The sequence below is a fragment of the Candidatus Woesearchaeota archaeon genome, assembly GCA_021735165.1.
Taxonomy (GTDB): domain Archaea; phylum Nanobdellota; class Nanobdellia; order Woesearchaeales; family 21-14-0-10-32-9; genus JAIPET01.
Genome location: JAIPHP010000028.1, coordinates 1 through 15,261 on the forward strand (window position 1 = coordinate 1; position 15,261 = coordinate 15,261).

Here is a 15,261-nt window from a genome sequence, read left to right on the forward strand (position 1 = left end):
CTCACGCCAGCAATTTTACGAACTTGATAAGTAGTTTCACCCTCGTTTTTTCGCCTAATTGTTTCCATGAGTTTCCCTCTTGTGAGTTTCATACATTGATTTAACTCACCGTAGGGAAATAGTTTTGGGATAACACAGGTGATAAAGATGATGCTCTTTTAGGCATTATTGGTCTATATTTGTAATCTGTTTTTATACAACTTTTTTTGAGTTAAATGTTTGTTTTGTTGTTTTCTTTAAATAAGATTAAAAAATGTAAAAATTTTAGTAATGATTATTTTTTTTGATGATTTTTCATAGCATAATTTTTCATAGTATATACAAAAGAGTTTTTGCGATAATGGAAATTAGATTGTTTTTGTATGGTTGTTTCTAAGAAAAATTTATAAGTGTCTTTGTTGTTTTGTTTTTTTATGGATAAAGAAGAATTAGATTTTTTAAAGAAATCTGGAAGAATTGCTGGTCTAGCACTTAATTATGGTGCTAAATTGATTAAGTCTGGGGAAAGCGTTGTTAAAATTCTTGATGAAGTTGAAAAATATATTAAAGATAATGGTGGAGATATTGCTTTTCCTGCACAAATAAGTATTAATAATGTTGCTGCTCATTTTTGTCCTACTGATGAATCCGATATTGTTATTAAAGATGATGATATTATTAAATTAGATTGTGGCGTGAGTATTAATGGTTTTATTGCTGATAATGCTAAAACTGTTTGTCCTAGTGGCATTCATGATGATCTAATTAAGGCTTCAAGAGATGCTTTAAATTCTGCTCTAAAAATTATGAAACCTGGCGTTGAGTTAAGAGAGATAGGCAAAGAAATTCATGATGTAATTACAAGTCGGGGGTTTGCGCCTATTAGAAATCTTTCAGGCCATGGGTTGGATAGATATGAAATTCATAGTTATCCTACTGTTCCTAACTTTGATACGGGAGATAATTCTTATTTGAGTGTTGGAGATGTTGTTGCAGTTGAACCTTTTGCTAGTACTGGCGCGGGTGTTGTTTATGAGAGTAGTAATTGTACTTTGTTCACTCTTTCAGATGAGAAGCCAGTTAGAAGTCCTTTAACTAGAGATGTTTTAAAGGAGATTAAAACTTTTCAAGGATTTCCATTTACCTCCCGTTGGCTTATAAGGAAATTCGGTCCAGGAAAAACCGCTTTTGCCTTAAGAGAGATGAAAGTTAAAGAAATGTTACAAGAGCACCCTCCTTTGCTTGATAAGGGCAATGGTTTGGTAAGTCAGGCAGAACATTCAGTTATTGTTGGCAAGCAACCTTTAGTTTATACTAGGGTGGATGATTAGAATGAAAATTGATGTTGTTAATGTTAATGGTGATCCTAAAGAATTGTTGTTTAAAATTATGGGTGTTTTAGTTATTATTTTGGGTTTAGTTTTAACTTTTGATTTTTTGATTCAATTTGTCAAGTTCATTCTCGGAATCATTTTTATTGCAGCGGGCATTTTTTTATTTAATTATCATAAATATAAATTTAGAATTTTTCGTTTTTAGGGTGTGTCCCAAATATCTGTATTGCCTTGGAGCTAAATTGAGAGAAACACAACGTGGAACACGTTAAAGATCTGTGTTTCTCGGTAAAAAACTTAGACTGCGAAGCAGCTAACAATACTCCGCAATACGAAAAAGAAAGACTTGGGACACACCCTCGTTTTTAATTAAATTTATATAGTTCTTTTTTTATTTTTGTTGTTGGGTGAGATTTTATTGTGCATAAATTAAGAGATATTAAGCGTTTTAACAAGGTTGTTGAAACTCTTATTAATTACGAGTTCGGGTTGTGGTTGCATAAAATAGGATTATTAAAAAAATCTAAGAACGGGTTTCCGTTTCCCAGCACTGAACCTGAAATTCTAAGAAGTGTTTTTGAAGATTTAGGAGGGACTTTTGTCAAATTAGGTCAGTTTCTTAGTTTGAGGCCTGATCTTATTCCTAGGCGTTATTGTGATGAGTTTTCCAAGTTACAGGATTCTGTCAAACCGTTTCCTAAAGTTGAAGCTGTTAAAATAATCGAAAATCATTTAGATTTGTCTTTCAAAAAAGTTTTTTCTGAATTTTCTTCCAAGCCTATCGCAAGTGCGTCTATTGGAGAAGTGTTCAAAGCCAAGTTGCATAATGGTAAATACGTCGCTGTAAAAGTTAAAAGGCCAGGTATTGATGATATTGTAGGTAGTGATTTAGACATTTTAAAATTTTTTGCAGTCAAATTTCGTTCATATTTTAAATTAGGGATTGTTGATCCTGTGGAAATTGTCGAAGAATTAGATTCTTACACTAGATTAGAATTGAATTTTTTAAATGAACTTACTAATTTAGAAAAGTTTAGTTCTTTGAATGATAATGCTTGTGTTTTTGTTCCTCGTCCTTATAGAGAGTTTAGTAGTAGTGATGTTCTTGTAATGGATTTTTTAGATGGCGTCCCTTTAGAGGTTTTCTTAAATTCTAATCCTTCTTTTAAGTTGCGAGAAAAAGTTTCATCTATTCTTCTAGAATCTTTTTTACATCAAGTTTTTTTGATTGGTTTTTTTCATGCAGACCCTCATCCAGGTAATATTTTTATCAAAAAGCATAAAGATTATGTTCATGTAAATCTTTTGGATTTTGGTATTGTTGGCGAAGTTGATGCTTCTTTAAGGAAAGGATTGTTATCATTATTTTTGGCTTTGATGAGCAAAGATTTAGACGGTATTGCAGACTCTCTTTATGATTTGCACTTAGTCGATAGAGAAAGTCCTGGATTAAAAAGGCAAATTAAAGATTTGTTAGGACCTTATTATAATGTTTCTTTTGATAAAATAGATTTGCCAAGGCTTTTTATGAAAAGTTTAGATATTGCTAGGTATTATGGTGTGAAAGTTCCTAAAGATTACGTTTTACTTGGTAAAGCTCTTGCTACTTTGCAAGGTGTTTGTGTTCGTGTTAATCCAAAATTCAATATTGTCGGTGCTTCCCAAAGTTTTGTAGATGAATATATTGCTAGTAAGTTCTTTCCTAAAAATATTTTAAAAGAAGGAGTATCTAAATCTAAATCTTATGTTTCGTCTATTGTTAAATTGCCTTCTTTTGTTCGCAAATATGTTGAAAGTCAAAGTAGCCAAGCTAATGCTCTAAATAATTTAGATGTCACATTTCATAATTTGGAAAAAGATATTGATTTGTGGGGTGAAAAAATATTATTATTCATTCTCGGTGTTTTTTTAATAATTGCTGGTCTGATTTTTTACTTCAATAGTTCTTTTAATAGTGTTTGGCCATTAGTCATAATTTTAGAGTTAGTCGGTGTTGCATTTTTTATTGTTGCAGCGCTCATAAAATCTTCTAAATAATGTGCGTCATTATTTCAGTTTTTTTAAAGATTTTGTAATTGCAATGCTCGCACTTTTGCATCGTATAAGTTAAGAATGTATCAAATTCTATTTGCCAATTTGCATTGTGTGTTTTTTTACACTTAGGGCATATTTCTTCTAAATGTTCTTCTAAGGTTATTTCTGACATTTTTATTGTTTTAGGTTAACGCTTTATTTATAAAATTTTGTTTTAGATAACCTTTGTGTTGTCTAATGATTACAAAACTAATTTTTTTATTGCATGCTAGCGGAAAGGAATTTTTGGAAATCAAAGAGATCTGATATAGTAGAAATAGTAGAAAATATTTTTCTGTGCATTTTAGACCAAATATGCCTAGTTAAAACTTTTTTTGTGTCTTTTTGTGCTCAGTACGCTTTTACGTTTCTAAACAAACTTTGAGTCTTTATTTTCATCATATTTAGTTCTCAGAATTAATTTTCTTTAATTTTCTTTAATTTGTAATTTAAACTAATAAAATCTTCTGATTGTTTAAAAAATTTATAAAAAATTAGGGTGTGTCCCAAATATCTGTATTGCCTTGGAGCTAAATTGAGAGAAACACAACGTGGAACACGTTAAAGATCTGTGTTTCTCGGTAAAAAAATTAGACTGCAAAGCAGCTAACAATACTCCGCAATACGAAAAAGAAAGACTTGGGACACGCCCAAAAAATTAAAAACACGCCCAAAGAATAATCAAATTCATTAAAAAAGTATATAAAAGGCACCTTAATACGGGTATTTATCACGAATCATATTTAAGCATTAAGAGGTAAAGAACAATGACAAAAGCAATAATTTTTGATTTATGGGGTACAATAATAGAAAATGGGGTGTATCCAAGCCCAACAAAACAAGTAAAATATTTTTTACGAACTCAAATACAATTCTCAGAATTTATAACTACTTTTGAAGATACATTTATGACTAAGGAATATGAATCTTTACAGCAAGCTTTTGAGCAAGTAGTTAAAGATTTTAATTTAAGAATACCTGAGTTTGTGTATGAAAAACTTGTAGGGACTTGGAATAAAAATGCGATTTTATCTAAAATGCAAGAAGACACAGAAGATGCATTTAAAGAATTAAAAGAAAAAGGATATAAGCTTTTTTTGCTTGCAAATATAGATAAATTTAGTTATGAACAAGTAAACTCTAAATTTAAGCTCGATGAGTTATTTGATAAAACATACAAAAGCTTTGAAACCGGTCTTTTAAAAATGAATCCTAAAAGTTATTTTAAAATATTAGAAGAAAATGATTTGAAACCTGAAGATGTAGTCATGGTTGGGGATTGCATAGTTAGTGATATGCAAAGCGCTGAAAATGCTGGAATAAGAGGAGTACTTATAGACCGAAGAGATAAGAGAGAATATGAAAATAAAATAGTAAGTCTTAAAGATTTGCTTGCGTTATTAGAAAATATGAATTAAATTTTTAAATGAGCTATTTTTCTTTTTTTTTAATGAATGCGCGGGTGTAACTCAGCCTGGTTAGAGTGCCGGTCTCATAAGCCGGATGCCGAGGGTTCAAATCCCCCCACCCGCATAAAACACTAAAGCTTTGGAATTTCATAAAGATACCTAAAAGTGATTTAAGTAAGCATTAATAAAATAACTTGTTAAACTGTTATTAATCGTAATATGCTTCTATGTCTAGCTTTAAATCATCCCAAACTCTATCCGGAATTTCAAGTTTATGTTCTGTTAGCTTTTCACATAAATCATAATATGTGTCTGCAATCATAGAAAGTTCCTGTTGACTCATGTGTTCAAGACGAGCAATTGATGGTCTCATCATTAACACCTCTATGTGTTCTTTGCGAATTGGAAATTTAAATTTTATTGAAAAGAATTGTTTTTTTTAAAATATGGCTTAAGGTTCGAGAATTGCGCTAAGTCCTCTAACTCTGTTTTCATAAAATTTTTCGAAGTCTAAATCATAATAGTATAAAACAGAATTGCTTTTTAATTTTTTAAAATTAGGAAGTTCGTCATCAGTTATGAAATTCATCAGTTCACTTTTTGTGTTCATGTTGATTCCTCTATTTAATAAATGTTCTTTAAAGTTTTCATTTCTTGTTGATCCATTTAAGTAAATACTTTCAGCTCTTTCTTTGTCAAATGAAGTCCAACCTTTATTTTGCATGTAGTGAATTAATGTGTTTTTTATATGAACTCTTGAAATTACTGGATTTATGAATGTTAGATAATAAGAGGTTATGTCTGCTAAGGTGGATATTATGTCTTTGTTTAGTTCTATATCGTAAAGTTTTTGTTTTGTTGCGTTGATACGGGAATTAGGCATATCAAAAATTGCTTCAAAGTCTCTTAATATGAAATCTTCGTTCATAAATCAAGAAAACTATGTTGGTTTATATTTGTTATTATTTGACAATGGTATTGATAATATTAATATATTGTGCGTGTTTTTAGATGAGTATGGATAATGGCTTTTTAATCAACGAATATATTTCATATAGGTTAAATCCGAATGAAAAGCTAAATTTGTCGAAAATATCTGAATCGCGGGCTAGAAGAATAAGATTTAATCTTCAAAAAATAAGCAAAGAAATTAATAAAAGTTTTTTAGAAATAAATGAAAAAGATCTCGAACTTTTTTTTTCAAATCTCAAATTAGGGGTATTAAAAAAATCTAAAAGGGTGAAAGTAGAAGGAGATATTCCTTTACTAAAGCAAAAAATTCCATACTCATCGTCGGCTTATTATAATCTCAAATCAGATTTTAGGAGTTTTTGGAAATTTCTCGTCTATAAATATAAGTTTGAAGACATATTTCTTTTTATTAAAAAATAGAATGCGAAGTTTCGCACTATGAATATTTTAAGTAATATTTATAAACAAAACAAAATTCTGAACCAATATCAAATTCAAAGGTGATAAATTGAAAAGAAGTTCAAGAAGATGGAAAAAGAAAGGACAAATGAGATGGAAATGGCAAAGAAAAAGAATGAAAAAAGAAAAGAGAAAGAGAAATAATAGGTGATCATAATGGCTAAATCAATACAAACAGTAAAAAAAGGAAAAAAACTATGGTACCCAATATATGCTCCGAAAATAATGAATAATGAATACTTAGGAGAAACATATTCGTATGATAAAGAAAAGATAGAAGGGAAAACACTAAAACTAAATTTGTCTACACTAACAGGAAATATAAAGAAACAAAATATAGATGTAAAATTTAAAGTGACAGCCTTTGCAGAAAATAAAGCAACAACAACAATAACGGGTGTAGAACTAACCAATTCATACATAAAACGATTAGTTAGAAGAGGAAGAGACAAAATAGATGATTCTTTTTCAACAATGACAAAAGACAAAAAAATTGTGCGAATAAAACCCTTAATTACAACAATGAATAGAACAGGAAATTCTGTAAATAGCAAAATAAGATTAGAAGCAAGAAAGCTAATAGGGCATTACATTAAAGGAAAAACCTATGAAGAATTCTTTAGCGATACACTAGGCTTTAGATTTCAAAAGGAAATAAAAGAAACACTAAGCAAAATATATCCGGTAAAAACCTTCGAAATAAGAAGAACACATTTAGAGCCAGATACTGTAAAGCCAACGCTAAATCCTGACACTTTAAAAGAAATCCAAGTCAGGGCTGCACCGAAAAAAATAAAGAAAAAACAAGAGCCAGAAAAGGACGAAAATACTAAAGAAGATACAAAGACTGGAGATGAGTTGGAAGAAGAAACACAAGATGCGGATGAGGAACAAGAAGACGAAACTCTCGAAGAAAACGATGAAGACGCGATGGAAACAAAAGAAAATGAACTTGAGGGTCAAGAAGAAAATAAGGAAGAAGAAGGAGACGAAGACAACCCTAAAAATTGAGCCTTAACAATTTTATTTTTTTCGTACGAAAACCAGAGATATTTATCTTTTAAGAGGGGTTCGTAAGGCGTCTTACTTCGTATGTTCAAAAATTTGCGATTAAGAAACAATCGTTAAAGCTCCGCCTTTTAAGGGAGGAAAGATTGTTTCAGCAAATTTTTATTACTTAAAAGATTATTTTCAATGATAAAAATGCTAGAATTAAATTATGATTTGGAAAAAGAAAACATAATAAAAAGAATAAAAGAAGAACAAGCAAAACTAATTCTTCTTCACTTACCGGACGGCCTAAAACCTAAAGCAAAAGAACTACAAGAATTAATAAAGAGAGAAACAGATGCAGAAGTACTAATCTGGGGAGGCTCGAATTTTGGAGCTTGTGATTTGCCAATAGATACTCAAAGAATAGGTGTAGATTTAATAATTCATTTTGGACATAGCGCTTGGCTAAGTTAAAAAAGCAAATATTTATATATTTTTATCATTTCTCAGTTGTAAAATGACGAAAATTCCTCTAACTTTATATGAACTTGACAACGCATTAAATTACATATACAATTCTTCAGAAAGAAGCGATTTAGATGAATATGAAGATATGCCTAAAGATGCCGAACATTTAGGAAATATATTAAACAAGACATCTGCAATACTAAATACAGAGGTTAAAGTCGTAGATGGGAGCTACAAAGTAACGCCGACTGCTAAGGACATAACTTATGAATTTGAAATAAACTATAAAATAAACTTAAAAGGAAAAAATTCAAAATCTGCACTTAATAAAACGAAAATACAAATCTCAATACCTTTCAATGGAGACATAGACGAAGTAAAATATAACGGAATATCTTCTGAATATGTGCTTGAACTTTTTAAAAAAGATTAAAATTTCTTTAAAAACACCATCATTCAAACTTTTTTACAGATATCAAACACACTAAAATATAACTATTATACTAAAAAAAACAAGACTTATACTTCCAATTTTATAAAGAACTTGTTCAAATAAATACTAAACACTCTTTAAATACAAAAACACATTTAAAGAAGATAAAGGCCTCAAATTTTAGATTCAATAAAATTTTTGATTTTATCTAAAATAATATCGACATGTTTATGAATAAATTTATTAGCGCCTACAGTATTTAACTTCTTAGCATCCTCAATAGAAAATAATTCTGCCCCCGAACCCTCTAAAACAACAAAGTTTTTCAACTTATCACCTAAAGGACAAACAAACATAGCATTAATAGCTCTGATTCCCTCAATCTCAAAATCCATATAATCAACAAAATTAACTTCACTCAGATCTAAATCAAAATCTAATTCTTCCTTAACTTCCCTTACTAACGCATCTTTGAAATTTTCTTCTCTTTCTAAAGAACCACCAAAAAAACCCCAATTTTCACCAAATTTACTATGGTTTCTTCTATCCTGCAACAAAATTCTTTTTTTATCATCAAAAAAAACAATTAAAGATTTCTTTTTAATCTCCATAAATTAAAAAAAACAATTGATATTTAAAAACATTTTGCATACAAACTTTTTTAAAGACAAATCAAAAACTTAAGAAACATGCACGATTTAATAATAACTGAAAAACCATCAGCAGCAAAAAAAATAGCTGAAGCTCTAGCTGACGGAAAACCAGTAGTTGAAAAAACAAATGGTGTGTCTGTGTTTAAATTATCGCACAAAAAAAAAGACATAGTAGTCGTATCTGCAGTCGGTCACTTATATTCTCTAACAGAAAAACAAAAATCATTCACATATCCTTCCTATGATATAGAGTGGAAACCTGCAGCGGATGTTGATAAAGGCGCAGCTCATTCAAGAAAATACTTAAATATCATAAAAAAAGAAGCAAAATCCGCAAACTCATTTACGGTAGCATGTGATTATGATATAGAAGGAGAAGTCATAGGGCTTAACGTAATAAGATACACGTGTAACCAAAAAGATGCTAGCAGAATGAAATTCTCCACGCTAACAAAACCAGATCTTGTAAAAGCATACGAAAATAAATTTAAAAATATAGACTGGGGACAAGCACTAGCAGGTGAAACTAGGCATTTTTTAGACTGGCTTTATGGTATAAACATATCTCGAGCTTTAACACTGGCAATGAAAGAAGCTGGAAGATTTAAAATAATGAGTTCAGGACGAGTTCAAGGGCCCGCACTAAAAATAATAGTAGATAAAGAAAAAGAAATCAAAGCTTTCAAACCAGAACCCTATTGGCAAATAACATTATTAACAGAAAAAGACAAGAAAAAAATAGAAGCCTTACACAAAACAGAAAAATTCTGGAAAGAAGAGGAAGCAACTAAAATATATGAAAAAGTAAAAAACGAAAAAACAACAAAAATAAAAGACATACAAAAAAGAAAATTTAATCAAGCACCCCCAACACCATTTAATCTTGGAGATTTACAAACAGAAGCGTATCGCTTGTTCAAAATACAACCAAAACAAACTTTACAAATCGCACAAAACCTTTATCTAGCAGGAGTTACTTCGTATCCAAGAACATCATCTCAACAACTACCTTCAGAACTCGGATACAATAAATTATTGTCAACAATCGCAAAAAATCCAATATATAAACTAGCTGTAGAAAAATTACTTGCACAAAAAAATAATTTAAAACCAAACAACGGAAAAAAAACAGATCCTGCTCACCCAGCAATATACCCTACAGGAACAATGCCTAAAGAGCTGAAAGGACAAGAAAGCAAAGTTTACGACCTAATAGTAAAAAGGTTCATATCAACATTCGCAGAACCTGCAGAAAGAGAAACTGCAACGATAATATTTGATATAAAGGAAGAAGAGTTCATAGGAAAAGGCACAATAACAACTCATAAAGGATGGCATGATTACTATGCGCCATATGTAAGGCTAAAAGAAGAAGAGATTCCACAATTTAAAATTGGAGAAGAAGCAAAAACTAAAAAAATCATATTGGACCAAAAAGAAACACAACCACCAAAAAGATACACTCCCTCAAGCATAATAACTGAATTAGAAAAAAGAGGACTTGGAACAAAAGCAACAAGAGCAGACATAGTAGAAAATTTATTTAAAAGAGGATATGTGAAAGACAAAAGTATTGAAGCAACAGAAATAGGCATAGAAGTTGAAGAAATATTAGAAAAATATGTTCCTGAATTATTAGATGAAGAATTTACAAGAAACATAGAAGAAGAAATGGAACTGATAAGAGAAAACAAAAGCACACAAAATAAAATTTTAGAAAAAGCAAAAAAACATTTAGACAAAATATTAAGTCATTTCAAAAAACAAGAAGGGAAAGTAGGAGAAGAACTTGTAACTGCAAACCAAGAAGCGCAAGATTCTGCAAACACATTAGGTCCTTGCCCAGAATGCAAACAAGGAACAATAATGATAAAGCGTGGCAAATTCGGTATGTTTGCAGCATGCAATAAATACCCTGACTGTAAAACCACTTTTAATTTACCAAAAAATGGAGCAACACAACCAACAGATAAAATATCTGAAACAGGGTACCCTATAATACGCGTAATAAGACAAGGAAAATCACCTATAGAACTTTCTCTTAATCCTGAAGATAACATGAAAGACATACCAGAAGAAAAAAAGGAAGAAATGAAACAAATAAAAGAAGGAAAAAGCAAAAAACCATGTCCTGAATGCGGAAAACCACTTGTTGTAAGAACTGCAATATATGGAGACTTCGTAGCATGTTCTGGATTTCCCAAATGTAAATATACGGAAGCAACAACGCCTCAATTCAAAGATAAAAAATCTGAAGAAAACCAAGAAAATTAGTTCTTAAAACAGCACAATTCTTAAATTACGGTCTTTACATACTAAAACCAGAAAGATTCACATTTTAAGATGGGGATGGATTGTTTCATCAATTTTTTTTACGTTTTCAAAATGATTTAACTATAAATAATACTATGAATATTAAGATTGCTTGATTTCATAAACAGCTTTAGGGCAAGCAATGCCTCTTTGAGCTTTGAATTCATAGCACATAACTGTCGAAAATTCTTCATTTACAAAAGTAACCATTCTAGTAAACGTTCCAGAAGTATAAAAATCATCGAATTGATCAACAACATACAAATATTCTTCATCATAAGCATAAACGCTAGGTCCGCCATCATAAAAAATCTGTGTTGCTTCATCCCTAGTAACTTCTTCATACATATTCTGATTAAAATTTTCAAAAGAACAATACTCAAAACAAATATCCTTAGGATCCAATTCAAAACAATCGCTATCAGAACTTACATTGCAACCGTTAGGACAATAATTATCGTCATTATAACAATTTACGATTTTAGGAAATTCACATTTGCCCGCAGTACATTTATTTTTAGTTGATGGATCTTCATCATCACAATCACGAAAAAAGTCGCATTCTTTTACACAATCACTATCAGATAATTCCTCTTTAATATGGCTCGTACTTGGATAACAACCTTCAGCGCATACACCGTCGTCATCAACACACAAATCAACTAATTCATAAACGCATTTATTTTTGATACACTCATCATTGGTATTTGATTTTTTATCATCACAATCAGCATCAAAACAACATTCATAATTAACACATTCTCCATTTTTAACAAATTGACAAGAACCACAAGTTAATTCAACACATTTAGTGTCATCACAAAACTCACCAGAAGCACAATCAGAATTTGAACAACAATAACCATTTTCTCCACAAATAGGATCTAGCATTTCGTCTTTAATATCACTCGTTAGATTCTTAGCAGTTACGTCATCTTCGAAGTTTTCATTTGAATCACTTTGAGAGCAAGAAATAAAAACAAACAAAGCAACAATAATCAAAAAAATTAAAAAAATCCTTTTCATACTAAGAAATATTTAATAATATATATAAAGTTTTTCTAATTTATTTCTTTTTCAAACTTATCTTTGCAAGAACCATGTTGTGCATTCTTTGAAGGAACTGCTGTTTATCCTCCATTTTCATAATATCTCCATATCCCATACTAATAAGATTAAAAGCGAAAGGGCTCGGAATTTCTGTATGTACTTCTTTTATTACAATTTTTCCAGATTGCAATTCTTCAATGACTTTTTTTGCATGGTTAATATCCATTAAATCTTCAAGAACTTCCCTTCTTGCTTCTCTTAATATTATGAAATCGTTATCAATTCTTTTCACAGAACTTAACAACAATCTGGAACTTAACTGTTGTTTACCAACACTTTTACTTCTTCCTTTATAATTTCTAAGAATCATTAAAGACCTCGCAGCACAATGTCTAAATCTTCTTCCTAAAACTTCTGTTTTATCAAGAGCTTGTTTCATTATTTCATCTAAATGTTCAACCTTTAACAAGTTTAAGGCTCTGGAAACTTGAACGCTACGCGCAGGAGGGACTCTCAAATAAAAACCATTATCAGAAATATTAAGTTCTACATCCTTGCCTTGTAATTTGCTTACTATAAATGCCATAGCTCTACTTAGAACATCATTAGTTCTTCTACCATAAAGAGTGTGAAAAATAATATACTTATCAGAACCATCATTGTAATGTTCTATAACTAATTTCTTATCATTGGGTATTTCAGAAAAATAATATTGTTCTTTAAAATATTCATAAATACTATTAGCTCCAAATTTATCTACATATAAATAATCGTTAATAAACTTAATAATTTCTGTTTTGTTAGAACCACCATTAAAATGCTCTTCCATATATCTCCTGAATTTTTGAATTTCCATAGCTAAATCAAAACTTAAAGGCAACATTTCTGAATACCACGAAGGTACTGTGGGAGGCCTGTTCACAGAGGATTCTACAAAAGCTGTTAAACCCTGCGCGTACTTAAACAAATAAGTTTGACCTCCTAAAACAAAGACATCTCCTTTTCTTAATCTTTCCAAAAAAGGCTCTGCGATACTTCCGATGTATTGTTTTCCGATTTTAACTTTAACATTGGTCTCATCAGGAATTGTTCCGATATTAGTCATGTAAATAACACGCGCCATCTTTCCTCTTTTACCAATTTCTCTTGTTTCTGGATCAAACCAAATCTTGGCATAAACATTTCGCTCTTCCAAAGAAACATATTCTCCTGAGAGGTACTTGATAGTTTCATCAAAGTCTTTTCTTTTTAAATCACCATAACAATAACTTTTCCTCATAACATTATAAACTTCATCAACATTAATTTTTTCCTCTATTGATAAACCAAAAATTTGTTGAGCTAAAACATCAAAAACATTTTTTGAAACCTTAATTTTATCAATTTTTTTTTCAGTAGCAGCTTTCAACAAAACACTGCATTCAATCAAATCATCTCTATCCAAAACAAGTATTCTACCAACACTCAATTCATGCAATTTATGTCCAGACCTACCAATTCTCTGAAGAGCCCTAGCAACACTCTTTGGACTGCCTAGCAATAAAACAAGATCAATAAATCCTATATCTATACCAAGTTCTAATGAGGTCGAAGAAACAATAGCTTTAAGTTCTCCAGCTTTCAATCTGTTCTCCATCTTTAATCTGTGTTGTTGACTTAAAGAACCGTGGTGAGCTCCAATTTCCCACTTACCAGAACTATCAGAATCTTTATTTAGATCTTGCGAATTATCAACAGAATTTTTTTTAAGAATTTCTTTTTTAGTCTCTTTAGTATCCTCTTCTTCTAATGTATCTACGATTTTTGAATAATTTTTAGGAAATTTATCTTTAAGATGATGAACCACTCTTTCAGTAGCGCTTCTAGTATTTGTAAAAATCAAAGTAGTTTTATGATTCTGAATGAAATCATCCATTATTTTATACATCGAATTATGGGTTTCATTAAAACTGGAAGTCACTAAATTTTCAACAGGACTAAGAACTTTCAAATCAAGTTTTTTCATGTAAGTAACATCAACGATTTTACAAGACCTAAATTTTTGTTTTTCTGGATCTTCATATCCAACGAGAAATTTCGCAACTTCTTCAAGAGGTGCTACTGTAGCTGAAAGGCCTATACGACAAAAGTTCGTAAGTCTATTAAGTCTTTCTAAAGATAAAGAAAGATGAACTCCTCTTTTACTATCTGCAAGACTATGAATTTCATCAATTATAGTCCATTGTACGTCTCTGAGCTTATCCCTTAACTTAGGAGACGTAAGTACTATTCCAAGACTTTCAGGAGTTGTTATGAGAATATGAGGCGGTTTTTTCAACATTTTTGCTTTATCAGAAACTTTTGTATCTCCGGTTCTCACACCTATTCTTATATTCAGACAATCTTTTTTATTTTTTGCATATCTTTCCTCATATAATTTTTTTATTTCTTCTAAAGGCCCGTTTAGATTTTTTTCAATATCATTACCTAATGCTTTCAAAGGAGAAATATATACGCAGTAAATCTTATCTTCTAAAACACCTTTTATATCTAAATCAACTAGTTCATTAAGAATTGCCGCGAAAGCTGAAAGAGTCTTGCCAGACCCTGTGGGGCTACTTACAAGAGTATTGATTCGTGAATGAATATTAAGAATAGAAAATTTTTGAGGAGGACTAAATTCTTTGAAAGATAAAGACCACCAGTCCCGCATGACAGGGCTAAAGCTATCTATAATATCCTCCTCTTTGTAAGGTTTGCGCATAAACTCTATACTGCCATCTATTACATCGGCTTCCGCCATAATAAGAGAACTAAATACTTGTTTAAAAGGCTTGTGAAGGGTTGACCAGTGCGGTGCTTATTATGAGGCACCGAAATTAAATTGATGTTAATGTTGATAAATTTAATACTCGCCAATAAATACATTTTTTTTCAAACGAACTAGCAAATAAAGTCATTTCAAGCCCTCAATCCCCAAACTTCAACACATTTCGTATATATGTTGTTATACACAATAATTTTCCTTTTTCTAATTATTCAACTTTCGAGTTTTCATAATTAGGGAAAATTACTCTTCGGATTTTGCTTAGCAAACCATTCGCTACGCTCATTATCCTCGGTCTTCGCTAAAGCTCAGACGTGTA

General features: G+C 30.7%; 14 protein-coding genes and 1 tRNA gene. 10 read left to right on the top strand and 5 right to left on the bottom strand.

Annotated elements, in window-relative coordinates; all coding sequences use genetic code 11:
* The first annotated feature begins 413 nt into the window (after positions 1-413).
* From map to K9L97_05885, 5 genes are all read left to right on the top strand, one after another.
* Positions 414-1,310 carry a type II methionyl aminopeptidase gene (gene map, locus K9L97_05865; protein MCF7872531.1) on the top strand — a complete coding sequence of 299 codons (897 nt, stop codon included), beginning with the start codon at positions 414-416 and terminating at the stop codon, positions 1,308-1,310.
* Between the two features lies 1 nt (position 1,311).
* Complete coding sequence (locus K9L97_05870) at positions 1,312-1,518, top strand: hypothetical protein (protein ID MCF7872532.1); 207 nt, start codon at positions 1,312-1,314, stop codon at positions 1,516-1,518.
* Between the two features lie 215 nt (positions 1,519-1,733).
* Positions 1,734-3,350 (top strand): hypothetical protein, encoded by a 1,617-nt coding sequence (locus K9L97_05875; GenBank protein ID MCF7872533.1) that lies wholly within the window; start codon positions 1,734-1,736, stop codon positions 3,348-3,350.
* An 803-nt stretch (positions 3,351-4,153) separates the two neighbouring features.
* Positions 4,154-4,804 carry an HAD family hydrolase gene (locus K9L97_05880; GenBank protein MCF7872534.1) on the top strand — a complete coding sequence of 217 codons (651 nt, stop codon included), beginning with the start codon at positions 4,154-4,156 and terminating at the stop codon, positions 4,802-4,804.
* A gap of 40 nt (positions 4,805-4,844) precedes the next feature.
* A tRNA-Met gene (locus K9L97_05885) sits at positions 4,845-4,919 on the top strand.
* Between the two features lie 84 nt (positions 4,920-5,003).
* Here the strand turns inward: K9L97_05885 and K9L97_05890 are convergent.
* Both K9L97_05890 and K9L97_05895 read right to left on the bottom strand, forming a co-directional pair.
* Positions 5,004-5,171 (bottom strand): hypothetical protein, encoded by a 168-nt coding sequence (locus K9L97_05890; GenBank protein MCF7872535.1) that lies wholly within the window; start codon positions 5,169-5,171, stop codon positions 5,004-5,006.
* Between the two features lie 75 nt (positions 5,172-5,246).
* Positions 5,247-5,723 carry a hypothetical protein gene (locus K9L97_05895; GenBank protein ID MCF7872536.1) on the bottom strand — a complete coding sequence of 159 codons (477 nt, stop codon included), beginning with the start codon at positions 5,721-5,723 and terminating at the stop codon, positions 5,247-5,249.
* An 89-nt stretch (positions 5,724-5,812) separates the two neighbouring features.
* Here K9L97_05895 and K9L97_05900 point away from each other — a divergent pair, with 89 nt between their 5' ends.
* From K9L97_05900 to K9L97_05915, 4 genes are all read left to right on the top strand, one after another.
* Entirely contained in the window at positions 5,813-6,187 is a 375-nt protein-coding gene (locus K9L97_05900; GenBank protein MCF7872537.1) for a hypothetical protein, read from the top strand.
* Between the two features lie 195 nt (positions 6,188-6,382).
* Positions 6,383-7,237, top strand: coding sequence for a hypothetical protein (locus K9L97_05905; protein MCF7872538.1), 855 nt, complete (start codon positions 6,383-6,385; stop codon positions 7,235-7,237).
* A gap of 183 nt (positions 7,238-7,420) precedes the next feature.
* Complete coding sequence (locus K9L97_05910; protein MCF7872539.1) at positions 7,421-7,693, top strand: diphthamide synthesis protein; 273 nt, start codon at positions 7,421-7,423, stop codon at positions 7,691-7,693.
* Between the two features lie 43 nt (positions 7,694-7,736).
* Positions 7,737-8,120, top strand: coding sequence for a hypothetical protein (locus K9L97_05915; protein MCF7872540.1), 384 nt, complete (start codon positions 7,737-7,739; stop codon positions 8,118-8,120).
* 173 nt (positions 8,121-8,293) lie between these two features.
* On the opposite strand, the gene K9L97_05920 is transcribed toward K9L97_05915, so the two are convergent.
* The gene (locus K9L97_05920; protein MCF7872541.1) at positions 8,294-8,731 is read right to left on the bottom strand and encodes an NUDIX hydrolase; all 438 of its coding nucleotides are present in this window, start codon (positions 8,729-8,731) and stop codon (positions 8,294-8,296) included.
* A 78-nt stretch (positions 8,732-8,809) separates the two neighbouring features.
* Here K9L97_05920 and topA point away from each other — a divergent pair, with 78 nt between their 5' ends.
* Positions 8,810-11,047: a DNA topoisomerase I gene (gene topA / locus K9L97_05925; GenBank protein ID MCF7872542.1), complete on the top strand. Its 2,238-nt coding sequence runs from the start codon at positions 8,810-8,812 to the stop codon at positions 11,045-11,047.
* Positions 11,048-11,188: 141 nt separating this feature from the next.
* On the opposite strand, the gene K9L97_05930 is transcribed toward topA, so the two are convergent.
* Positions 11,189-12,112, bottom strand: coding sequence for a hypothetical protein (locus tag K9L97_05930; protein MCF7872543.1), 924 nt, complete (start codon positions 12,110-12,112; stop codon positions 11,189-11,191).
* 40 nt (positions 12,113-12,152) lie between these two features.
* Positions 12,153-14,918: a DEAD/DEAH box helicase gene (locus K9L97_05935; GenBank protein ID MCF7872544.1), complete on the bottom strand. Its 2,766-nt coding sequence runs from the start codon at positions 14,916-14,918 to the stop codon at positions 12,153-12,155.
* Between the last annotated feature and the right edge of the window lie 343 nt (positions 14,919-15,261).

Excerpts from the sequence above, each read along its gene's own strand:
- map (MCF7872531.1), top strand. The coding sequence starts at position 414 with ATGGATAAAGAAGAATTAGATTTTTTAAAGAAATCTGGAAGAATTGCT.
- topA (MCF7872542.1), top strand. The coding sequence starts at position 8,810 with ATGCACGATTTAATAATAACTGAAAAACCATCAGCAGCAAAAAAAATA.
- K9L97_05890 (MCF7872535.1), bottom strand. The coding sequence starts at position 5,171 with ATGATGAGACCATCAATTGCTCGTCTTGAACACATGAGTCAACAGGAA.
- K9L97_05900 (MCF7872537.1), top strand. The coding sequence starts at position 5,813 with ATGGATAATGGCTTTTTAATCAACGAATATATTTCATATAGGTTAAAT.
- K9L97_05910 (MCF7872539.1), top strand. The coding sequence starts at position 7,421 with ATGATAAAAATGCTAGAATTAAATTATGATTTGGAAAAAGAAAACATA.
- K9L97_05880 (MCF7872534.1), top strand. The coding sequence starts at position 4,154 with ATGACAAAAGCAATAATTTTTGATTTATGGGGTACAATAATAGAAAAT.
- K9L97_05870 (MCF7872532.1), top strand. The coding sequence starts at position 1,312 with ATGAAAATTGATGTTGTTAATGTTAATGGTGATCCTAAAGAATTGTTG.
- K9L97_05935 (MCF7872544.1), bottom strand. The coding sequence starts at position 14,918 with ATGGCGGAAGCCGATGTAATAGATGGCAGTATAGAGTTTATGCGCAAA.
- K9L97_05905 (MCF7872538.1), top strand. The coding sequence starts at position 6,383 with ATGGCTAAATCAATACAAACAGTAAAAAAAGGAAAAAAACTATGGTAC.
- K9L97_05920 (MCF7872541.1), bottom strand. The coding sequence starts at position 8,731 with ATGGAGATTAAAAAGAAATCTTTAATTGTTTTTTTTGATGATAAAAAA.
- K9L97_05895 (MCF7872536.1), bottom strand. The coding sequence starts at position 5,723 with ATGAACGAAGATTTCATATTAAGAGACTTTGAAGCAATTTTTGATATG.
- K9L97_05930 (MCF7872543.1), bottom strand. The coding sequence starts at position 12,112 with ATGAAAAGGATTTTTTTAATTTTTTTGATTATTGTTGCTTTGTTTGTT.
- K9L97_05915 (MCF7872540.1), top strand. The coding sequence starts at position 7,737 with ATGACGAAAATTCCTCTAACTTTATATGAACTTGACAACGCATTAAAT.